This is a genomic window from Pseudomonas sp. B111, from assembly GCF_026428275.1.
Classification (GTDB): Bacteria; Pseudomonadota; Gammaproteobacteria; order Pseudomonadales; family Pseudomonadaceae; genus Pseudomonas; species Pseudomonas aeruginosa.
Genome location: NZ_CP097857.1, coordinates 114,388 through 134,800, shown reverse-complemented (window position 1 = coordinate 134,800; position 20,413 = coordinate 114,388). Strand labels below are relative to the sequence as shown.

Here is a 20,413-nt window from a genome sequence, read left to right as displayed (position 1 = left end):
CATGGCGAGAGAACGAAACCCGCAAAGGGGAGCGAAAAAGCCGGCCAGTCGAATTGTTATGGACAAGCGCGCGACCGGGGCGGGGCTACCGCATGGCCAAGGGCCATGCGCCCGGCCCGGTTGGGCCGACGGCTGACAGACAGCGCTCGGGGCGATTGAGTTCACTCGTTTCCGCAGGAATGGATGGATGGTTGTAACAGCAGAATGCCAGGCCTGCCGACGGCCAGCGCTGCCCAGGCTGCGACCTGTCCGGATGATCCCCGGGGTACGACGGTATCTACGCCAAGGCAGAGGCTCCCTCGCCTGTACCACGCCCCACCGGTCGGATGGCGTGCTGCGATACAGCGGGCCCGTCAGGCGGCCAACCGCAGGCGGTCACTCGCTCGCCATCGCCGCCAGGTCGCGGCCGTCGCCGGCCCTTTCCATCATTCCTCTGCCAGGTGCCCGGCGAAGGTAGTGGCGCTGTAGCGCTCGCGGAACAGCCCCTTCTCCACCAGGCGCGGCACCACCTGTTCGAGGAACAGCCGCAGCGAGCCGACCGAGCCTCCCGGCGCGGCGATGAAACCGTCCATGGCGCCGGCGGCGGCCCAGTCGACGATCTGCTCGACGGCATCGTCCACCGTACCGATGACCTGCCAGTGCGCCGCGGAAACCACCTCGGGGCGCAGCAGCAACTGGTCCAGGCGTAACGTCTCGCGCTCGATCAGGCGCCGCAGCAGGTCGGTGTGGGTGCGGCTGCCGGGGTTGGCCACCGGCGGCGGCAGGTCGGCCGCGGAAATCGGCCGGTCCAGCGGCCAGTCGCTGAGGTCGAGGCCGAGCATCTGCCTGATCGTGGCGAACTTGCGCGCGCGGTCCAGGCGCGCGTGGGTCTGCATGAAGATTTCCCGCGCCTCCTCACGGCTCTCCGCCAGGTACAGGCTGAAGCCCGGCAGCAGGCGCACGTCGCGCGGCGAGCGACCGTGGCGTTCGGCGCGGCGGGAAAGGTCGCGGCGCAGTTCCAGGGCAGCCTCCTTGTCCGGGGTCGGCGCGAACACCAGGTCGGCCACCGAGGCGGCGAAGTCGCGCCCGCTCTCGGAGGCGCCGGCCTGCACCAGGGGAATCCGCGCCTCGCCGAAGGCCGGCAGGTTGAGCGGTCCCTTGACCTTGAGGAATTCGCCGTCGTGGTCGACCGGGCGCACCCGGGAAACGTCGGCGTAGCGGCCGCTCTCGCGGTCGACCAGGAGTGCCTCGCGGGGGAAGCTGTCCCACAGGTCGTGCACCAGCCGGGTGAACTCGGCGGCGCGCGCGTAGCGCTGCTCCGCATCGGGCATCGCGTCCAGGCCGAAGTTCTCGTGGCCCTGCAGCGCGGTGACGATGTTCCAGCCGGCGCGGCCGTTGCTGATCCAGTGCAGCGATTGCAGCTGCCGGGCCACCACGTAGGGCGGATAGAACGTGGTGGAGACCGTCGACACCAGGCCGATCCGCGAGGTTTCGCGGGCGACCGCGGCAAGCAGTACGGTGGGATCCAGGCTGGCGAAGCCGGAGCCGGTCTCCAGCACGTCTAGTGGCAGGCTGCTGACGTCCGGGCGAAACACGAAGTCGAGGTGGGCGGCTTCGGAGCGCCTGGCGATGTCGACGGCGAAATCGCTGCCGAAGATGCCTTCGATGTTGCTGTCGGGGCGCCGCCAGGCATCGCCGCTGAGCCAGGTGGGGGCCAGCGACATGCCGATGTGCAGGCGTTTCGGGGTACTCATCGTGCCAATCTCCTGTATGGGCTCTGGGGCTGGGCCGGCCCTGCGCGGGGCCGGCTTCTCGGGGCGCCTAGAAGGTGCCCTTGATGCCGATGCCGAGGGTCCGCGGCTGCGTCATGCTCGCCTCGATGCCACCGATCCCCCGGTTTTCCTGCATGTAGGTGGGCGAGCGGTCGTCGAACACGTTCTTCACGTAGCCATAGAGCTGCACCTGGTCGTTGAAGCGGTAGCTGGCGCGGGCGTCGGTGAGGGTGTAGGCCTTGATCGAGTAGGCCTTGGTGTTGGCGGTGTCCGAGTAGTAGCCGTCCAGGTAGCGCACCTGGGCGTTCAGGTTGAGGCGCTCGGTGACGTCCCAGCTCGGTCCGAAGCTGAGGGTATAGCCCGGCGAGCGGGCGAACTCGTTGTGCTCGTAGCCGGTATTGCCGGACATCTCGTCGATCCGGGTGCGTAGCACGCCGGCGCTGGCCTTCAGCCGCAGGTCGTCGCGTAGGCGGTAGTCGAGGTCCAGCTCCATGCCGTAGGCGTGGGCCTTCTCGGCGTTGATGGTGTACGACTGCGCCACCCCCGGCGAAACCACCACCGGGATGTTGTACTGGGCGTCCTTGAAATCCATGAAGAACAGGTTGCCGTTCAGCAGCAGGCGGCCGTCGAGCAGGCTGGCGCGGGTGAACAGTTCGTAGTTCCAGATGGTTTCTTCCTTGAAGTAGGCCCAGTTGCGGGTGGTCAGGTTGAGCGACACGCCGCCGGGGTTGTAGCCGCGGCTGACCAGGCCGCCGACGGTCCAGTCCGGGGTCGCGGCGAAGGCCAGGGAGACTTTCGGCAGGAAGGCCGAGAAGGTCTTCTGGTAGTCCAGCGGACGCGGCGCCAGCACCGAGTTGCCGCTGCGCTCGATGCGATCCTCCTGGTAGCGCAGGCCGGTGGTCAGGGTCCAGCGGTCGCTCAGGCGGTAGTTCAGCTCGCCGAACACACCGAGGTTCTTCTTCGTGTCGTCGAAGGCCGACAGCCCGCGCAGGTGCAGCGTCTCGTCGGTGCGGGTACGGGCGTAGTAGACCCCGCCCATGCCGCTGACCCGGTCCTCCTGCTCGCCGAAGCTGATCCGCGATTCGTTGGAGGCGTTCTTCTGGCGGATGTCGGCGTCGCCCTCGCCGCCCGCGCCGGTGGTGCGGTGCACCGAGGACAGCGAGTACTGCGCCTGGTTGAACAGGCGGATGCCATTGTCGAGGTCATAGGCGACGTCGAGGATGCTGGTGTTGGTGTCCTGCTCCCAGCTGGGCATGGTGGTCGAGCGATGGTCGAGCTTGTCGAACGGGCGGGTCGCCGCTTCCTGGGTCGGGCGGTTGCTGTCGTTGTGGGAGAAGGTGAACTTGCTCTCCAGGCCCGGAATTCCGCTGGGCAGCCAGAGCAGCTTGGCGCGCGCGTTGAGGGCGCGGAAGTCCTGGTCGGTGCCGCTGTCCTGGAACTTCGGGTTGTCGTAGTCGATGAAGGTGTCGCGGCCCGCGTAGTCCACCGCCAGGCGCCCGGCGAAGTCCTGCGCCAGCGGGCCGGACACTGCGATCGAGCTGCGCCGCGAATGGTAGCTGCCGATCTCCGCCTGGTAGGCAGCCTCGGGGCTGAAGGTCGGGTCCTTGGTGTTGACGATGATCGCCCCGGCGATGGCGTTGGCGCCCTGGGAGGTGGTCTGCGGGCCGCGGAACACCTCGATGCTGTCGACGTCCCAGACCGAGGTCGCGCCGAAGAACATCTCGTTGTAGTTCAGGTAGTGGCCATCGAGGTTGATCGTCGCCCGCGGCACTGTGCCGCCCCAGAACACGTTCTGCCCGTTGTTCGGGCCCTGGGTGTCCTGGCCGCGGATGATCGGCGCGCCCACCGAGTCGGTGTAGACCACGTTGGGACTGCCATTGATCACCTCGGCGACCGAGGCGTTGCCGGTCTGCTTGCGGTCGATGTCGCGGGCGCTGGTGAGCGATACCGAGGACGCCGTGTCCTTCAGCGAGCGTTCACGTTTCTCGCCGGTCACGACCAGCGCCTCGAGGGGGGCGGGTTCGTCCTCGGCGGGCGGGTTTTCCCGGGCCAGTGCCGATGGCGAGGCGAGCAGGGTGGACAGCGTGACGACGCCGATTCCCCGGTTGAGCGTGCGGTGCGTGCGGGCGTTCAAGGATCTTCTCCAAATGGGAATGACTCTCTTTTACATTCAGGCTATCACGCCACCAGAGCATTCCTCAATGGGGAATAGATTCCTCATTGCGAAATATGAAATCTCCTACGCCCGTCCCTTCCGCGGCGCCCCACCGCCCCGGGGAATCGGTATCATGGGCGCCGCCCGCGCCACCGCAGCGCGGACCGAAGCCTATGGATCAACCGTGGTGAGGAGACCGAGCCGTTGAATACTTCGCAGCCCCCGGCGGACGAGATGCCGGACGCCCCGGGCGAAAAGCGCTCCGGCACCATCCAGTCGGTGTCCATCGCGGCGCGCTTCCTGAAGACCCTGGCCAACGCCGAAGGCGAGCTGGCCCTCGGCGAAGTGGCCCGGCGCACCGGCACCGGCGGCTCCACCGCGCACCGCTACCTGCAGAGCCTGGTGAAGGAAGGCCTGGCCCGCCAGGACCCGCTCAGCGGTCTCTACGACCTCGGGCCGGCGGCGCTGAGCATCGGCATAGGCGCGCTGAAGCGGATCGACGCGGTGGATATCGCCGCCCGCCACATGAAGGCCCTGGCCCAACGGCATGCCGCCAGCGGCGGGGTGGCGATCTGGACCGAGCGCGGCCCGACCCTGGTGCGCTGGTACCGCAGCGCCTATTTCTCGATCAACCCGCTGGCCCTGGGCGATATCCTGCCCATCGACAACACCGCCTGCGGCCTGGTGTTCCAGGCCTTCCTGCCGAAGGCCGTGGTCGACGCCGCGCGCAAGCAGCAACCGACGCACTTCCGCGGCAGCCCGCCGAGCCGCGCGCTGCTCGACGAGGTGCGCGAGCGCTGCTGGGCCGAACTGACCAGCCACCTGCTGTCGAACGTCACCGGCCAGGCGGCGCCGGTGTTCGACGCCCAGCTGGAGATCGTCTGCGCGATGACCACGGTGACCGATCTCGGCCAGTTGCAGTCGGCGGAAGACCGCGACGCGCTGTTCCACGAGGCGCTGCAGGTCAACCAGTCCACCGGCGGCCTGGTCCTCCATCCCGGCATGCGGCCGCCGCCGCGCTGAGCCACCTCAGCCCGGCGCGTCGGCGGCGATCCCGCGCGGCACCAGCAGCGGCGTGCCGCTGACCGGGTCGGCGATGATCAACGAGCGCAAGCCGAACACCTCCTCCACCAGACGCTCGGTGAAGATATGCGCCGGCGCGCCCTCGGCGAGGATCGCGCCGTCACGCATGGCGATCAGGTGCGAGGCATAGCGGCAGGCCTGGTTGAGGTCGTGCAGCACGGCGACGATGGTGCGCCCCTGGCGATTCAGCTCGGCGAGCAGTTCGAGCAATTCGATCTGGTGGACGATATCCAGGTAGGTGGTCGGCTCGTCGAGCAGCAGCAACGGGGTTTCCTGCGCCAGCACCATGGCGATCCACACGCGTTGCCGCTGGCCGCCGGAGAGCGCGTCGAGCGGTCGCTCGGCCAGGCCGTCGACCCGCGTGGCGCGTAACGCCGCCGCTACCGCGCGCTCATCCGCCGGCGACCACTGGCGCAGGAACGACTGGTGCGGATAGCGCCCGCGCGCCACCAGCTCGGCCACCGTGATGCCATCCGGCGCCAGCGCGCTCTGCGGCAGCAGGCCGAGACGCCGCGCCACTTCCCGTCCCGGCAGGCTGTGGATATCCCTGCCGTCCAGCACCACCCGGCCCTCGGCCGGCGCCAACAGGCGCGACAATGCCGCCAGCAGGGTCGACTTGCCGCAGGCGTTGGGCCCGACGATCACACTGAACGAACCCTCGGGGATGGCCAGCGAGAGATTCCGCGAAACGGTCCGCGCGTCGCGGCGCAAGGTCACGGCGTCCGCGTGCAGGCGATGGGTCATGGGAGGTTCCTGGATAAGAATGGCTCGAATATGTGGAATCGATTCTACATTATGGAATAGACTGCATGAGAAGCATTATCATATGAATCCGTCCGCCCGGCTTCCCCTACAGCGAAAACAGCCTTCATGCCGACCCGCCGCCGCTCCGCCCTGCCGTTACTCGCCCTCGCCCTGAGCCTGTTCGCCACCCTCGCCGCGGCCGGGGAGCCGAAGCCGGCGCGGATCGTCTCCACCACCCCGAGCGTCACCGGCATCCTGCTGGCGATGGACGCACCGCTGGTGGCCAGCGCCGCCACCACGCCAAATCGCCTGACCGACGCCAAGGGCTTCTTCTCGCAATGGGCGAAGGTCGCCGACCAACGTGGCGTCGAGGTGCTCTACCGCAACCTGCGCTTCGACATCGAAGCGGTGATCGCCCAGGATCCGGACCTGCTGGTCGCCTCCGCCACCGGCGCCGACAGCGCCGCGCCATACCGTGCGGAGCTGGAGGCGCAGGGCGTACCGACGCTGGTGGTCGACTACTCGAAACACAGCTGGCAGGAACTGGCTACCGAGCTGGGCCGGCACACCGGCCTGGAACGCCAGGCGCAGGCCGCCATCCAGCGCTTCGACGCCTACACCGCCGAAGTCGCCGCGGCCATCGCGCCGCCGCAGGGCCCGGTCAGCGTGGTCGGCTACAACATCGCCGGCAGCTATTCCATCGGCCGCCAGGCCAGCCCCCAGGCACGCCTGCTCGAAGCCCTCGGCTTCCAGGTGGCGGAACTGCCGGAGGCGCTGGCGGGCAAGGTGACGCGCGCCTCGGACTTCCAGTTCATCTCGCGGGAAAACCTGCCCGCCGCCATCGCCGGCGACAGCGTGTTCCTGCTCGGCGCCAGCGACGACGACGTGCAGGCGTTCCTCGCCGACCCGGTGCTGGCCAACCTGTCGGCGGTGCGCGAAAAGCGCGTGTACGCTCTGGGCCCCAGTTCCTTCCGCATCGACTACTACTCGGGGCGGCAGATGATCGACAACGTCGCCCGCCATTTCCGCTGAGCCATGCGCCCGTTCGCCGGAAGTCCGCTTATGCAAGCGTCCCCGATGCGCCGCCGGCGCCTGCGCGCCTGGGGCCTGCTCGCCGGCGCGCTGCTGCTCGCGCTGGCGGCCCTGGCCAGCCTGGCGCTGGGCTCGCGGCCGGTGCCCCTGGCGGTCACCCTGGATGCCCTGCAAGCCGTCGATCCGCACGATGATCGCCACCTGGTGGTACGCGAACTGCGCCTGCCGCGCACCCTGGTGGCGCTGCTGGCCGGTGCAGCACTGGGAGTGGCCGGCGCGCTGATGCAGGCGCTGACGCGCAATCCGCTGGCCGAACCCGGCCTGCTGGGAATCAACGCCGGCGCGGCGCTGGCGGTGATCGTCGGGGTCGCGCTGTTCGACCTGGCGAGCATGGGCCAGTACCTCGGTTGCGCCTTCCTCGGCGCCGGCCTGGCCGGCATCGCCGTATTCCTTCTCGGCCAGGCCCGCGAGACCGGCACCAACCCGGTGCGCCTGGTGCTGGCGGGTGCCGGCTTGTCGGTGATGCTCGCCTCGCTGACCGGGATCATCGTGCTGAACGCCCCGCCGGAAGTCTTCGACCGCTTCCGCCACTGGGCCGCCGGCTCGCTTTCCGGCAGCGGCTTCGCCCTGCTCGGATGGCCGGGCCTGGCCATCGGCGCCGGGCTGGCCGCCGCCTTCGCCCTCGCCGCCAGGCTCAATGCCCTGGCCCTGGGCCAGGAGATCGGCCGGGCGCTCGGCGTCGACCTGCGCCTGACCTGGCTGCTCGCCTGCCTGGCGGTGATGCTGCTGGCCGGCGCGGCCACCGCCCTGGCCGGGCCGATCGCCTTCGTCGGGCTGGTCGCCCCACACCTCGCGCGACTGCTGGCCGGACCGGACCAGCGCTGGATCCTGCCTTTCTCGGCGCTGATCGCCGCCGGCCTGCTGCTCGGCGCCGACATCCTCGGGCGGCTGCTGGCGGCGCCGGCGGAGATCGCCGCCGGAATCGTCGCGTTGCTGCTCGGCGGGCCGGCCTTCATCGTCCTGGTCAGGCGCTTCCGCCTGAGCCGCCTGTGAACGGTCTCCACGCCCTGCGCCTGGGTTCCCTGTCGCTGCGTTGGCGGCCACGGGCGGCGCTGGCCTGCCTGGTCCTCGCGGGGGTCGGGCTGGCGCTGGCGGCGGCGCTGCTGGGGACCGGCAGCCTGGCGCTGGGCCCGGCAGAGGTGTTCGCCAGCCTACTCGGCCAGGGCCAGGACCCCACCGCCCAGCGCATCGTCCAGCGCGTGCGCCTGCCACGGGTGCTCACCGCCTGCCTGGTCGGCGCCGCGCTGGGCATGGCCGGGGCGATCTTCCAGTCGATCTCGCGCAATCCGCTGGGCTCGCCCGACGTCATCGGTTTCACCACCGGCGCCGCCAGCGGCGCCATCGTGCAGATCATCCTGTTCGATGCCGGCCCGCTGGCCACCTCGCTGGCGGCGCTGGCCGCCGGCCTCTGCACGGCGCTGGCGGTGGTGCTGCTGGCGCGCCGGGGCGCCACCGCCGGCGGCTACCGCCTGGTGCTGGTGGGCATCGGTGTCGGCGCCAGCCTGTCGGGCCTGAACAGCCTGCTGCTGGTCACCGGCAACCTCGACCAGGCGATGTACGCCCAGCTCTGGCTGGCCGGCTCGCTGAACACCCGGACCTGGTCGCACGTCGTCCCGGCAGCGCTGGGCCTGCTCGCCAGCGTGCCGCTGGCGCTGTACCACGGTCGTCGCCTGGAAGTGCTGGAGCTGGGCGATGCCAGCGCCGCCCAGCTCGGCGTGGCGGTGGAGCGCGTGCGCTTGCAGATGGTCCTGGTCGCCGTCGGCATGACCGCCATCGCCACCGCCGCGGCCGGCCCCATCGCCTTCATCGCCCTGGCCGGCCCGCAACTGGCCCGGCGCCTGACCCGCTCGGCCGGGGTGCCGTTGCTGTCCGGCGCATTGATGGGCGCGGTCCTGCTGCTGGCCGCCGACCTGCTCGGCCAGCGCCTGGCATACGTCGCCAACCTGCCGATCGGCCTGATGACCGGCCTGCTCGGCGGTTTCTACCTGCTCTGGCTACTGCTGCGCAGCCGCCGGATCTGAGCCCTGGCCTCAACGACCGCCCAGGCTGCCGTTGCCGCGCCCCCGCCAGGGAAGCCGCGAACGCCGGCCAGGATGTACACTGCATCCCCTGTATCGACCCGGCCGCCTCGCGGCCCCCGTCGCATCGAGCAGAGAACAAGAGGAACGATGATGAGCGTCGCTAACGGTCTCCCCGTCTCCATTCGCCAGGCGGTGACAGCATGATCGAGGTCACCGAGGTTTCCATCGCCGAGCTGCGTGACGCGCTCGAGTCCGGTCGTACCACGGCGGTCGAACTGGTCCAGGCCTACCTGGCGCGGATCGACGCCTACGATGCACCCGGCACGCCCACCGCGCTGAACGCGGTGGTGGTGCGCAATCCCGATGCGCTGGCCGAAGCGCAGGCCTCCGACGCCCGCCGGGCGCGTGGCGAGACCCTCGGTCCGCTGGACGGCATTCCCTACACCGCCAAGGACAGCTACCTGGTCAAGGGCCTCACCGCGGCTTCCGGCAGCCCGGCGTTCAAGGACCTGGTGGCCCAGCGCGATGCCTTCACCGTCGAGCGCCTGCGCGCCGCCGGGGCGATCTGCCTGGGCAAGACCAACATGCCGCCCATGGCCAACGGCGGCATGCAGCGCGGCGTCTACGGCCGCGCGGAGAGCCCGTACAATGCCGCCTACCTCACCGCGCCCTTCGCCTCGGGGTCCTCCAATGGCGCCGGCACCGCCACCGCGGCCAGCTTCGCCGCCTTCGGCCTGGCCGAGGAAACCTGGTCGAGCGGGCGCGGCCCGGCGTCGAACAACGGCCTGTGCGCCTACACCCCTTCGCGCGGGGTGATCTCGGTGCGCGGCAACTGGCCGCTGACGCCGACCATGGACGTGGTGGTGCCCTATGCGCGGAGCATGGCCGACCTGCTGGAAATCCTCGACGTAGTGGTCGCCGACGATCCCGATACCCGCGGCGACCTCTGGCGCATGCAGCCCTGGGTGCCGATCCCCAAGGCCTCCGAGGTACGCCCGGCGAGCTACCCGGCCCTGGCCGCAGGCGCCGAGGCCCTGGCCGGCAAGCGCTTCGGCGTGCCGCGCATGTTCATCAACGCCGACCCCGATGCGGGCACCAGCGAGTCCCCCGGGATCGGCGGCCCGACCGGCCAGCGCATCCATACCCGGCCCTCGGTCATCGCCCTCTGGGAACAGGCGCGCAAGGCCCTGGAAGCCGCCGGCGCCGAAGTGATCGAGGTGGACTTCCCGCTGGTGTCGAACTGCGAGGGCGACCGACCCGGCGCGCCCACCGTGTTCAACCGCGGCCTGGTGTCGAAGGAATTCCTCCACGACGAGCTGTGGGAACTCTCGGCCTGGGGCTTCGACGACTTCCTGCGCGCCAATGGCGATCCGAAGCTGAACCGCCTGGCGGACGTCGACGGCCCGCAGATCTTCCCCCACGACCCCGGCACCCTGCCCAACCGCGAGGGCGACCTGGCCGCCGGCATGGACGAATACGTGCGGATGGCCGAGCGCGGCATCAAGCCCTGGGACCGGATCGCGACCCTCCCCGATGGCCTGCGCGGCCTCGAGGAAACCCGGCGGATCGACCTCGAGGAGTGGATGCGACGCCTGCGCCTGGACGCCGTGCTCTTCCCCACCGTCGCCGACGTCGGCCCGGCGGACGCCGACGTCAACCCGGCCTCGGCCGACATCGCCTGGAGCAACGGTGTCTGGGTCGCCAACGGCAACCTCGCCATCCGCCACCTCGGCGTGCCGACGGTCACCGTACCGATGGGGGTGATGGCCGACATCGGCATGCCGGTGGGCCTGACCTTCGCCGGCCGCGCCTACGACGACTCGGCGCTGCTGCGCTTCGCCGCGGCCTTCGAGTCGACCGGCTCGCGGCGTATCGTGCCGCCGCGTACTCCACCGCTGGCAAGCAAGTGAAAGGCGCGGGCGGAAGGCTTCGCGTCTTGCGCCCGCGCTGTTCCGTTCAAGGGAGTTATCGATGCAGCGACTCTTCGTCTACGGCAGCCTCGGCCCCGGCCGTCCCAACGAACACCTGATGCAGAAGATCGGCGGGCAATGGCAGGCGGCCAGCCTCCGCGGTCGCCTGCTGGAAAAGGGCTGGGGCGCCGGGATGGGCTTTCCGGGCCTGGCGATCGACGCCGACGGCGAGGAAATCCACGGCCATGTGTTCGTCTCCGACCGCCTCGCCGAGCACTGGCCCGCGCTGGATGAATTCGAAGGCACCGAATACCGGCGCGTGGCGACCCGGGTAACGCTGGCCGACGGCGCCCAGGTCGATGCCTACGTCTACGCCCTGCGCGACTGAGCGCTTGCCGGCGGCCTAGGGATTCGCACGCAAACCGCGCAGGGTCTTCGCGAGGACCCCGACCGCCGCCTCCAGCTCATCCGTGGTGTAGGCGGCGAAGCCCATCAGGAAACCCGCTCGCGGTGGCGCGGCGAGATGCAGGGCGCTGAGCCCGACCAGCTCGACACCGGCGCGGTATGCCGCCGCGATGGCGCGCGTTTCGTCGATTTCCGCGCAGAGCAGCCCGGGCATCTGTAGCCCGCCGGCCGGCACGCGCGGCTCGACCAGGCCGCCTAGACGCTTGCCTACCCGCTCCGCGAGGAATCCCAGGCGCTCGCCGTAGAGGTTGCGCATGCCGCGCACGTAGGCGCCGAAGTGGCCGCCGGCGATGAAGCGCGCCAGGGTCAGTTGCGCCAGCGAGGCGTTGTGCCCGTCCTGCAGGGAGCGGGCGACGGTCATCGGTGCCACCAGCGCCGGCGGCAGGACCATGTAGCCGATGCGCAGGCCGGGAAACAGCGACTTGGTGAACGTGCCGATGTAGAGCGTCCGCTCGTGGACGTCCAGGCCTTGCACGCAGGCGGTGGGCCGGCCGGCGTAGTGGAACTCGCTGTCGTAGTCGTCCTCGATGATCCATGCCTGCTGCCGCTGCGCCCATTCGATCAGCGCCAGGCGACGCTCCAGCGACAGGGTCACGCCGGTCGGGTAATGGTGCGACGGGGTCAGGCACAGCGCCCGCGCCGCCTGCGGCTGGGCGAGGATCGGCTCGGGCCGCAGGCCCTGTTCGTCGACCGGGACCGGCAGGCACTCCAGGCCGGCGGCCTCGAAGGCCTTGCGCGCGCCGTAGTAGGCCGGGTCCTCGACGAATATCCGCTCGCCGGCGTCGAGCAGCACGCTGGCGCAAAGACCCAGCGCCTGTTGCGAACTGGTCAGCACCAGTACCCGGTCGGCCGTGGCGCGTGCGCCACGCTCCAGGTTGACGTAGTCGGCGATCGCCTGGCGCAGCGGTTCGGCGCCCTGCGGGTCGCCGTGGGTCAGGGCGCGCGCGCCATATTCCTTGAGGACCTGGCGCTGCAGGCGCTCCCAGGTCGCCAGGGGAAAGGTGCGGGTCTCCGGCACGCCGGGAGCGAAGGGGCGCGGGACGAGCTGCTCGCGAACCCCGCCGCCAGCCTGCATCGCCTCGCCACGCCGGCTCAGTCGCGGCGCGCCGCCGACCCGCCGTGGAGCGCCCGCGCCGCGCCGGCCGGGGGACAGCCGGGTAGCCGCGGCCACCACGCTGCCGCTGCCGACCCGACGCTCGATGAAGCCCTCGGCATGCAGGTGCGAATAGGCCGCTTCGACGGTGTCGCGGGATACCCCCGACGACTGCGCCAGCGCCCGCGAGGCCGGCAACGGATTGCCCGGCGCCAGGGCACCGTCGAGGATCAGTTGGCGGATCGCGCGCTGGATTCGCGCATGCAGCGGCAGGGCCTGGAGCTGTGGATGGAGGAGTCGCGCCTTGACCGATTCGAGCAGTGATTGCCTGAACAAATGGTCTGCCCTCGATCATCTAATTGGTGGGATATGGCAAGCCATTAGGCGGCTATAAAAACACCCGGGTCAAGACCCTCGGTCCCGGCCTCCGCCGGATCGCCCCATCAAGCCAAAGAAGGAAGCACTGGATGCAATCCCTGCACACACTGGTATCGGTACGCCCCGTGGCACACGAGGACTTCGAGCAGTGGCTCGAACACTGGAAGGCCTACCAGGCGTTCTATGAAGTCGAACTCTCGGCACAGACCACCGAGGCCACCTGGCGGCGCTTCTTCGACGAGGGCGAACCGATGCACTGCGCGGTGGCCAGCGACGGTCGCCGCCTGCATGGCATCGTCAACTTCCTCTACCACCGCTCGACCTGGGCGGCACAGGACGTCTGCTACCTGGAAGACCTCTATGTCTCGCCCGACGTGCGCGGCCAGCAGATCGGCAAGCAGTTGATCGAGTACGTCCGCCGGCAGGCCGAGGAACGTCGCTGCGCGCGGCTCTACTGGCATACCCAGGAAAGCAACCACAGGGCGCAGCGCCTGTACGACTGGGTGGCGGACAAGCCGGGCGTGATCGAATACCGCATCGAGCTCTGAACCGACCGCGCGACCGGAGCCTCCGCGCGGCGGACCCTCGACGCGGTTCTCAGTCCCAGGCCGGCGCCAGGCCCTGCGGACTGACCTCGCGGCCGTTACGCTCGAGGCCGGCGATGCGCGCCATGTCCTCGGCGTCCAGGCGCAGGTCGCGCGCCAGCAGGTTGCTGGCGAGGTTCTCGCGGCGGGTCGAGGACGGGATCACCGCGTAGCCCAGTTGCATCGCCCAGGCCAGCGCCACCTGGGCGACCGTGGCCCGGTGCCTGGCGGCTATCCCGGCCAGCGTCGGGTCCTTCAGCACCTTGCCGTAGGCCAGGGTCATGTACGAGGTGACCGCGATGCCCTGCTCCTCGAGGAAGGCGGTCAGCGCGCGGTTCTGCAAGTAAGGGCTGAGTTCGATCTGGTTGGTGGATATCTCGCCCGCACCGACCGCGGCGATGGCCTGGCGGGTCAGCTCGATGTTGAAGTTGGAGACGCCGATCCGCCGGGTCAGGCCCAGGGACTTGGCTTCCGCCAGCGCCGCCATGTACTCCGCCAGCTCGACGCCGTTGCCGGGTGCCGGCCAATGGATCAGGACCAGGTCCAACCGGTCGGTGCGCAGTTTCTCCAGACTCTCGCGCAGGCTGGCGAGCAGCTTTTCGCGGGCGTAGTTGTCGACCCAGACCTTGGTGGTGAGGAACAGCTCGGAACGCGGTACGCCGCTCTCGGCGATCGCCCGGCCGATATCCGCCTCGTTGCCGTAGATCTGCGCGGTATCGATGGCGCGATAACCCAGCTCGAGGGCGCTGCGCACCGAGTCGACGACGACCTGGCCGGTGAGGCGGAAGGTGCCGAGACCGAAGGACGGGAGGGGGTGGATGGTGGAAGACATGGCTGCGCTCCGTGGGCGGGATGACTCGAAGGAAGCGCAGTGTGGCGGCTTACATCTCTTCGATTAAGACCCGAATCGAGCAAATTCATTTGCGCTGGAATCACGAATCCAGGCGGCCTTCACGGGAGGTATCCAGCGGAAATCCCCGTCAGCCGCTGGCAGGACGCAGTTCATCGGATTTCTACGAATACTACTGATAACGATAATCTCTATCATTTACTCCATTTTTACATTTACATACACTTGCCCCGCCGCGAATTCCTACGCCGGTTTCCCACATAAACAAGAAACGCAGCCGGTCGCGCCAACGGCCTGCCTGCGCCGCCATCCAGGACACTGCAGATGAAACACGTCGTTTCCAGTGCGTTATTGCTCGGTCTCTCCTCGCTTTCCCTGGCCGCCCAGGCCGCTCCCATCGCCCTTGACCTTCCCGCTCAGCCCCTGGCCGCATCCCTCGAGCAATTGCAGGGCGCCAGCGGCCTGCGCATCCGTTTCGACCGCGCGACCGTGGCCGACCGGCGCGCACCGGCCCTACGCGGCACGCTGGAGCCGAGCGAGGCACTGCAGCGTCTGCTCGCAGGTTCCGGACTGAGCGGGGAGGTACGGGGCGGCGACGCCTGGGTCGAGGCCGCGCCGACAGGTGCCGGCATCGCCCCCGGCGACAGCGTCGACCTCGGCGCGCTCAGCGTGGTCGCCACCCAGGACCCGGCCACCGCCGCCATCACCGAAGACAGCGGCTCCTACACCACCCGGGCGATGCGCACCTCGACCAAGCTGGCGATGTCGATCCGCGAGACCCCTCAGTCGGTCAGCGTGGTCACCCGCCAGCGCATGGACGACCAGGGCATGCGCGACCTCAACGACGCGGTGAAGGGCGTCACCGGCCTCACCGTGCAACAGTACGGGCCGGCCCGGGTGAAGTACGCGGCGCGCGGCTTCGACGTCGACAACATCATGTACGACGGCCTGCCGACGAGCATTTCCACCTATACCCAGGACGTCATTTCCGCCGCCGACCTGGCCATGTTCGACCGCGTCGAAGTGGTGCGCGGTGCCACCGGCCTGATGCAGGGCGCAGGCAACCCGGCGGCGGCGATCAACATGGTGCGCAAGCGTCCGACCCAGGACTTCCGCGCCTCCCTGCAAGGCAGCGTCGGCTCCTGGGACCGCTATCGCAGCGAGGCCGACGTTTCCGGTCCGCTGAACAGCGAAGGAACCCTGCGCGGCCGCGCGGTGGTCGCCTACCAGAAAGGCAACAGTTTCCAGGACCACGTCAGCAGCGAACGCGGCGTGTTCTACGGGATCGCCGAAGCCGACCTGAGCCCGGACACCACCTTCGCCATCGGCGCCTCGAACCAGAACGACAACCGCAACGACAACTGGGTAGGCCTGCCCAGCCCGCTGGGCGGCCGCCACCTGGACCTCAAGCGCTCGTCCTACTACGGCGCCGACTGGTCCTACTGGGATACCGACACCACCCACCTGTTCAGCGACCTGACCCACCGCTTCGCCAACGGTTGGCAGATGAAGCTGGCCGCCGACAAGCTGTGGGCGCGAATCAACATGCTCGGGCTGTACAACGACTGCTACTACTCGACCACCGGCTGCGCCAGCATGACCCAGAACCCCGGCGACTACAGCTACACCGACGACCACGACAGCTATGACGCCTATGCCAACGGTCCCTTCCAGTTGCTCGGCCGCGAGCACGAGCTGGTGGTCGGCGCCAGCTATCGCCAGGAACGCTTCGACGGCCACGGCGGCTGGGGCAGCCTGTTCAACAAGGACGGCACCCCGACCGGGCCGATGGACCCGACCCAGTGGGACCCGAGTTCAACCCTCAAGCCGAGGCTGAACACCAGCCTGTGGGGCATGAAGCTCGACCAGGAACAGAAAGGCGCCTACCTCACCACCCGGTTGAACCTCGCCGACCCGCTGAAAGTGATCCTCGGCGGGCGCCTGGACTGGTACAAGGCCGACGCCGATACCGACAGCTACAAGGTCACCCGCAACGTCACCCGCTATGCCGGGGTGATCTACGACCTGAACCAGACCTACTCGGTCTACGCCAGCTATACCGACATCTTCAAGCCGCAGAGCAACTTCGACGCCGGCGGCGGCCTGCTCGACCCGATCACCGGCAAGAACTACGAGATCGGCCTGAAGGGCGAACACTTCGGCGGCGCGCTCAATTCGCAGATCGCGCTGTTCCAGATCGACCAGGAAAACCGCGCCACCGAGGACGTCGGCGGCCCCTCGCCATGCCCCTTCAGCCCCACCTCGCGCTATTGCTCGCGCGCTTCGGGCAAGGTCCGCAGCCAGGGCGTAGACCTGGAGCTGAGCGGTGCGCTGAGCGACGACTGGCAGATGATGGCCGGCTATACCTACGTCGACGCCAAGTACAAGCACGACAGCAACAAGGCCAACGAGGGCAAGCCATTCGACGCGGCCAAGCCACGCCACCTGTTCAAGCTCGCCACCAGCTACACGCTACCCGGCGAACTGCACAAATGGCGCGTCGGCGGCGACCTGGCCACCCAGAGCAAGACCGAGGACAGCAGCACCGGTTTCCAGCAGGGCGGCTACACCGTGGTCAACGCCATGCTCGGCTACAAGGTCAACGAACGGATCGACACGCGGCTGAACTTCAACAACCTGTTCGACAAGTACTATTACAGCGGCATCGACTTCGGCAACCTCAACTACGGCGAGCCGCGCAACCTGATGTTCACGGTGAAGTACTCGCTCTGATCCCGGACCGCCGGCGTGCCTCCGCAGGCGCGGCGGCGGTGTCCGAACGGCCCTTCCAGGCGCCTCAGCAGGGCCGATAGCGGCGCTCGAACTCGCTCGCCAACTGCTCCAGCGTGACGCTCCCCAGGCGCTCCAGGAGCAACGCCTGCGCCGCCTCGAACGCCTCGCCGAGCGCTTCGTTGACCGCCTGCTCGACCAGGCATTCCGGATGATCGGTAGACAGGCCGATGGCGAAGATCGAGGACGCTCCCAGCGCCTGGTGGATATCCAGCAAGGTGATGTCCGCCAACGGCTTGGCCAGCCGCCAACCGCCGCGATGGCCCTTCTCCGAACTCACGTAGCCTTCGTTCTTCAGCAGCGCCATGGTCCGTCGCACCACCACCGGGTTGGTGCCGAGCATCTGCGCGATGGCTTCGGAAGTCGCCGGCCCTTCGTGGCGGGCCATATGGATCAGCACATGGAGCATGCGCGAGAGGCGGGTGTCGTTTCTCATGAACGGCGGGCTCGTGACGGAAAGACCATGAGTATGTCTCGCTACAGAAAAAGTTACGAGAGCGTTGACAAGCGCATCTCATGAAACTTACGTTGTTGCGTGACTATCCGAATGGGAGATACGCCATGACTTTCGACGTGATCATCGTGGGCGGCAGCTACGCCGGCATCTCCGCGGGCATGCAACTGGCGCGGGCGCGGCGCAGGGTGCTGGTGATGGATACGGGACTGCGACGCAACCGCTTCGCCCGGGCCTCCCACGGCTTTCTCGGCCAGGACGGCCGCGATCCGGCGGCCATCGCCGATGACGCCCGCGCCCAGTTGCTGGCCTATCCCAGCGTCGAGTGGCTGTCCGAAGCCGCCGTCGCGGCGAAGAAGGAGGCGGACGGTTTCGTGGTGAAGGCCGCCAACGGAGAACGCTTCACCGCGCGCCGGCTGATCCTCGCCAGCGGGGTCGCCGACGAGCTGCCGGAGATCCCCGGTCTTGCCGAGCGCTGGGGACGGCACGTGTTCCATTGCCCGTATTGCCACGGCTACGAACTGGACGGCGGGCCGATTGGCGTACTGGCGGCCTCACCGCTGGCCATCCACCACGCCCTGATGTTGCCCGACTGGGGAGCGACCACCTTTTTCCTCAACGGCGTCTTCGAACCGGATGCCGAGCAAATGTCCAGGCTGGACCGGCGCGGCGTGACGATCGAGCGCGAAGCCGTGGTCGCGCTGGGCGGCGCGCGCGCCGACGTGACCCTGGCCAGTGGCCGCACGATTACGCTCGCGGGGTTGTTCACCCAGCCGCGTACGCGCATGGCCAGCCCGCTGGCGGCGTTGCTCGGCTGCGAGTTCGAGGACGGCCCGAGCGGGCCGTTCATCAGGACCGACGGCATGCGCGAAACCAGCGTTCCCGGCGTCTTCGCCTGCGGCGACGCGGCGCTGGCGGCCGGCAACGTCGCCATCGCGGTGGGCGACGGCGCGCGCACCGGTGGCGCGGCGCATCATTCGCTGCTGTTCCGCTGACGCCGGAGGCTGACAGGCCAAGGATCCGGCCCACCGCCCGGCAAATCTTTCGAACTCCCCGGCGTTCCGGCTTTCCACTCTCCTGCATGTCACGCCACGGCGCCCGCCACGGGCGCCCCAGCAGAGGAGAAAACCATGAGCGCGAAGCTGCAAGGCAAGAACGTCCTGGTCATCACCGCCAACACCGGCATCGAGCGCGACGAGCTGCTCGAACCGCTGAAGACCCTGAAGCAACAGGGCGCCACGGTCACCCACGCGACCATCGAGGGCGGCGAAGCGCAGACCTGGGTGCACGACAGCGAGAAGGACCTGATCGTCAATTCCGACGCCAGGCTGCAAGGCCTGCGCGCCGAGGACTACGACTTGCTGCTGGTCCCCGGCGGCACGGTGAATGCCGACACCCTGCGCCAGGACAGCGAGGCCCGGCGCCTGGTCAGGGAATTCAGCGACGCAGGCAAGACGGTCGCCGCCATCTGCCACGGCCCCTGGCTGCTGATCGACGCCGGTGTCGCCCGCGGCAAGACCCTGACCTCCTATTCCAGCGTGCGTATCGACCTGACCAACGCCGGCGCGGACTGGGTCGACACGCGGGTGAAAGTCTGCCCGGCGAACGGCTGGACCCTGATCACCTCGCGCAACCCGGGTGACTTGCAGGCGTTCAACGAAGCCATCGGCGAAGCCCTGCAGGCGGCCGCCTGATCGTCATTCGCGGAGGCGACCGGTGGACACCCTGAAGATCGCCACCTTCAACGTCAACGGCATCCAGACCCGGCTGGCCGCGCTGCTGGCCTGGCTGGAGCGGGAAGCGCCGGACATCGTCTGCCTGCAGGAACTGAAAACGCCCGACGCGCGCTTCCCCGCCGCGGCGCTGGAGAAGGCCGGATACGGCGCGATCTGGCAGGGCCAGTCGGCGTGGAACGGCGTCGCCATCCTCGCCCGCGACAGCCAGCCGCTGGAGGTACGCCGCGGCCTGCCGGGCAACGCCAGCGATCCCCACAGCCGCTACCTCGAAGCGGCCGTCGACGGCCTGCTGGTGGCCAGTCTTTACCTGCCCAATGGCAATCCCCAGCCGGGACCGAAGTTCGACTACAAGCTGGCCTGGTTCGAGCACCTCATCCGCCACGCCGCCGAACTGATGGAGAGCGGTCATCCGGTGGTGCTGGCCGGCGACTTCAACGTGGTGCCCAGCGACTTCGATATCTACGACACCCGCTCCTGGAAAAAGGACGCCCTGCTCCAGCCGGCGTCCCGCGAGTGCTTTGAGCGCCTCCTGCGGCAGGGCTGGGTGGACGCGCTACGCCAGCGTTTCCCCGACCGGCGCATCTATACCTTCTGGGACTACTTCCGCCAGCACTGGCAACGCGACGCCGGGCTGCGCATCGACCACCTGCTGCTCAGCGCCAGCCTGGCGGACCACCTGGAAGACGCCGGGGTGGATCGCTGGGTGCGCGGCGAGGAGCACGCCAGCGACCACGCGCCGGCCTGGGTAAGCCTGCGGCGTCCCTCAGAGCCCCGGCGCTAGCCGAGCTGGCCCCGGCACTGCGCATCGGCTCTCACCGCCCCGCCGGCAACCTCGCCACCACCTTGATCTCGAAGCTGAAGCCATACAGCCAGTTCACCCCCACCGCCGTCAGCGTGGGGTGCGGCGCCTCGCCCCAGTACTCCGGGACGATCTTCCAGATGCGCTCGAAGTTGGCCTCGGCGTCGACCATGAACACGGTGACGTCGAGCACAGCGTCGAACCCGCAACCGGCCGCGGCGAGCACCGCATTCAGATTGTCGAAGGCGCGGCGGACCTGGGTCTCCAGCTCGGGTTCGGGAGAGCCGTCGTCGCGGCTGCCGACCTGGCCGGAGACGAACAGCAGGCCGTCGCTGCGGACCGCCGGGGAATAGCGGTTGCGCTCGTAGAGGGCCTGGCGGCCGGCGGGGAAAACCACGTCGCGTACAGTCATGCGATACCTCCATCCTGGGGCTCCCGGCCCCGTCATCGTCGATGGAAGAACGGTAAGGTCGTGCGCGCCGTGGATAAACGCGCAACCCTGGCCATG

Annotated in this window: 18 protein-coding genes; 11 read left to right on the top strand and 7 right to left on the bottom strand. The window is 68.9% G+C overall.

All coding sequences use genetic code 11. From position 1 onward, the window contains the following. Window positions 1–425: 425 nt before the first annotated feature. The gene (locus tag M6E97_RS00620; protein WP_003129381.1) at window positions 426–1,733 is read right to left on the bottom strand and encodes an NtaA/DmoA family FMN-dependent monooxygenase; all 1,308 of its coding nucleotides are present in this window, start codon (window positions 1,731–1,733) and stop codon (window positions 426–428) included. Between the two features lie 67 nt (window positions 1,734–1,800). Then, window positions 1,801–3,885 (bottom strand): TonB-dependent receptor, encoded by a 2,085-nt coding sequence (locus M6E97_RS00615; RefSeq protein WP_034005651.1) that lies wholly within the window; start codon window positions 3,883–3,885, stop codon window positions 1,801–1,803. A gap of 255 nt (window positions 3,886–4,140) precedes the next feature. Between M6E97_RS00615 and M6E97_RS00610 the strand changes: the two genes are divergently transcribed. Then, window positions 4,141–4,929 (top strand): IclR family transcriptional regulator, encoded by a 789-nt coding sequence (locus M6E97_RS00610; protein ID WP_074197973.1) that lies wholly within the window; start codon window positions 4,141–4,143, stop codon window positions 4,927–4,929. A gap of 6 nt (window positions 4,930–4,935) precedes the next feature. On the opposite strand, the gene M6E97_RS00605 is transcribed toward M6E97_RS00610, so the two are convergent. Beyond that, window positions 4,936–5,733 (bottom strand): ABC transporter ATP-binding protein, encoded by a 798-nt coding sequence (locus M6E97_RS00605; protein WP_003093530.1) that lies wholly within the window; start codon window positions 5,731–5,733, stop codon window positions 4,936–4,938. Window positions 5,734–5,859: 126 nt separating this feature from the next. Here M6E97_RS00605 and fepB point away from each other — a divergent pair, with 126 nt between their 5' ends. The 5 genes from fepB to M6E97_RS00580 all read left to right on the top strand — a co-directional run bounded on the left by fepB (window position 5,860) and on the right by M6E97_RS00580 (window position 11,144). Next, window positions 5,860–6,765 (top strand): Fe2+-enterobactin ABC transporter substrate-binding protein, encoded by a 906-nt coding sequence (gene fepB / locus M6E97_RS00600; RefSeq protein WP_034005650.1) that lies wholly within the window; start codon window positions 5,860–5,862, stop codon window positions 6,763–6,765. A gap of 30 nt (window positions 6,766–6,795) precedes the next feature. Next, window positions 6,796–7,818: a FecCD family ABC transporter permease gene (locus M6E97_RS00595; RefSeq protein ID WP_003118181.1), complete on the top strand. Its 1,023-nt coding sequence runs from the start codon at window positions 6,796–6,798 to the stop codon at window positions 7,816–7,818. Continuing rightward, window positions 7,815–8,846: a FecCD family ABC transporter permease gene (locus M6E97_RS00590; protein ID WP_003119001.1), complete on the top strand. Its 1,032-nt coding sequence runs from the start codon at window positions 7,815–7,817 to the stop codon at window positions 8,844–8,846. Before M6E97_RS00595 ends, M6E97_RS00590 begins: the two co-directional genes overlap by 4 nt. Before the next feature lie 200 nt (window positions 8,847–9,046). Beyond that, entirely contained in the window at window positions 9,047–10,756 is a 1,710-nt protein-coding gene (locus tag M6E97_RS00585; RefSeq protein ID WP_003112050.1) for an amidase, read from the top strand. Window positions 10,757–10,817: 61 nt separating this feature from the next. Beyond that, window positions 10,818–11,144, top strand: a complete 327-nt coding sequence (locus tag M6E97_RS00580) for a gamma-glutamylcyclotransferase family protein (protein ID WP_003093540.1) — start codon at window positions 10,818–10,820, stop codon at window positions 11,142–11,144. Window positions 11,145–11,159: 15 nt separating this feature from the next. On the opposite strand, the gene M6E97_RS00575 is transcribed toward M6E97_RS00580, so the two are convergent. Continuing rightward, entirely contained in the window at window positions 11,160–12,650 is a 1,491-nt protein-coding gene (locus tag M6E97_RS00575) for a PLP-dependent aminotransferase family protein (RefSeq protein WP_034005649.1), read from the bottom strand. A 131-nt stretch (window positions 12,651–12,781) separates the two neighbouring features. Here M6E97_RS00575 and M6E97_RS00570 point away from each other — a divergent pair, with 131 nt between their 5' ends. Further along, on the top strand, window positions 12,782–13,240 hold the full coding sequence (locus M6E97_RS00570; RefSeq protein ID WP_003110534.1) for a GNAT family N-acetyltransferase: 459 nt from the start codon (window positions 12,782–12,784) through the stop codon (window positions 13,238–13,240). A 49-nt stretch (window positions 13,241–13,289) separates the two neighbouring features. On the opposite strand, the gene dkgB is transcribed toward M6E97_RS00570, so the two are convergent. Next, complete coding sequence (dkgB, locus tag M6E97_RS00565; protein WP_019484598.1) at window positions 13,290–14,108, bottom strand: 2,5-didehydrogluconate reductase DkgB; 819 nt, start codon at window positions 14,106–14,108, stop codon at window positions 13,290–13,292. Window positions 14,109–14,450: 342 nt separating this feature from the next. Here dkgB and M6E97_RS00560 point away from each other — a divergent pair, with 342 nt between their 5' ends. Next, window positions 14,451–16,859: a TonB-dependent siderophore receptor gene (locus tag M6E97_RS00560; RefSeq protein WP_019484599.1), complete on the top strand. Its 2,409-nt coding sequence runs from the start codon at window positions 14,451–14,453 to the stop codon at window positions 16,857–16,859. A gap of 64 nt (window positions 16,860–16,923) precedes the next feature. Here M6E97_RS00560 and M6E97_RS00555 read toward each other — a convergent pair whose 3' ends face one another. Next, on the bottom strand, window positions 16,924–17,352 hold the full coding sequence (locus tag M6E97_RS00555; protein ID WP_003101327.1) for an Rrf2 family transcriptional regulator: 429 nt from the start codon (window positions 17,350–17,352) through the stop codon (window positions 16,924–16,926). Window positions 17,353–17,432: 80 nt separating this feature from the next. On the opposite strand from M6E97_RS00555, the gene M6E97_RS00550 reads away from it, so the two are divergent. The 3 genes from M6E97_RS00550 (at window position 17,433) to xth (ending at window position 19,887) form a co-directional block, all read left to right on the top strand. After that, complete coding sequence (locus tag M6E97_RS00550) at window positions 17,433–18,365, top strand: NAD(P)/FAD-dependent oxidoreductase (RefSeq protein WP_003121894.1); 933 nt, start codon at window positions 17,433–17,435, stop codon at window positions 18,363–18,365. A gap of 135 nt (window positions 18,366–18,500) precedes the next feature. Beyond that, complete coding sequence (locus tag M6E97_RS00545) at window positions 18,501–19,064, top strand: type 1 glutamine amidotransferase (protein WP_003118177.1); 564 nt, start codon at window positions 18,501–18,503, stop codon at window positions 19,062–19,064. A 22-nt stretch (window positions 19,065–19,086) separates the two neighbouring features. Beyond that, window positions 19,087–19,887, top strand: a complete 801-nt coding sequence (gene xth / locus M6E97_RS00540; RefSeq protein ID WP_019484600.1) for an exodeoxyribonuclease III — start codon at window positions 19,087–19,089, stop codon at window positions 19,885–19,887. A gap of 31 nt (window positions 19,888–19,918) precedes the next feature. Here the strand turns inward: xth and M6E97_RS00535 are convergent, their stop codons facing one another. Then, entirely contained in the window at window positions 19,919–20,317 is a 399-nt protein-coding gene (locus M6E97_RS00535; RefSeq protein ID WP_019484601.1) for a RidA family protein, read from the bottom strand. Window positions 20,318–20,413 lie beyond the last annotated feature (96 nt).

What these genes read in the sequence shown, in the direction of transcription:
- M6E97_RS00585 (WP_003112050.1), top strand. Translation starts at nt 9,047, where the DNA reads ATGATCGAGGTCACCGAGGTTTCCATCGCCGAGCTGCGTGACGCGCTC.
- M6E97_RS00555 (WP_003101327.1), bottom strand. Translation starts at nt 17,352, where the DNA reads ATGAGAAACGACACCCGCCTCTCGCGCATGCTCCATGTGCTGATCCAT.
- M6E97_RS00620 (WP_003129381.1), bottom strand. Translation starts at nt 1,733, where the DNA reads ATGAGTACCCCGAAACGCCTGCACATCGGCATGTCGCTGGCCCCCACC.
- M6E97_RS00560 (WP_019484599.1), top strand. Translation starts at nt 14,451, where the DNA reads ATGAAACACGTCGTTTCCAGTGCGTTATTGCTCGGTCTCTCCTCGCTT.
- M6E97_RS00580 (WP_003093540.1), top strand. Translation starts at nt 10,818, where the DNA reads ATGCAGCGACTCTTCGTCTACGGCAGCCTCGGCCCCGGCCGTCCCAAC.
- M6E97_RS00545 (WP_003118177.1), top strand. Translation starts at nt 18,501, where the DNA reads ATGAGCGCGAAGCTGCAAGGCAAGAACGTCCTGGTCATCACCGCCAAC.
- M6E97_RS00535 (WP_019484601.1), bottom strand. Translation starts at nt 20,317, where the DNA reads ATGACTGTACGCGACGTGGTTTTCCCCGCCGGCCGCCAGGCCCTCTAC.
- M6E97_RS00610 (WP_074197973.1), top strand. Translation starts at nt 4,141, where the DNA reads ATGCCGGACGCCCCGGGCGAAAAGCGCTCCGGCACCATCCAGTCGGTG.
- M6E97_RS00550 (WP_003121894.1), top strand. Translation starts at nt 17,433, where the DNA reads ATGAAACTTACGTTGTTGCGTGACTATCCGAATGGGAGATACGCCATG.
- dkgB (WP_019484598.1), bottom strand. Translation starts at nt 14,108, where the DNA reads ATGTCTTCCACCATCCACCCCCTCCCGTCCTTCGGTCTCGGCACCTTC.
- M6E97_RS00605 (WP_003093530.1), bottom strand. Translation starts at nt 5,733, where the DNA reads ATGACCCATCGCCTGCACGCGGACGCCGTGACCTTGCGCCGCGACGCG.
- M6E97_RS00570 (WP_003110534.1), top strand. Translation starts at nt 12,782, where the DNA reads ATGCAATCCCTGCACACACTGGTATCGGTACGCCCCGTGGCACACGAG.
- fepB (WP_034005650.1), top strand. Translation starts at nt 5,860, where the DNA reads ATGCCGACCCGCCGCCGCTCCGCCCTGCCGTTACTCGCCCTCGCCCTG.
- M6E97_RS00595 (WP_003118181.1), top strand. Translation starts at nt 6,796, where the DNA reads ATGCAAGCGTCCCCGATGCGCCGCCGGCGCCTGCGCGCCTGGGGCCTG.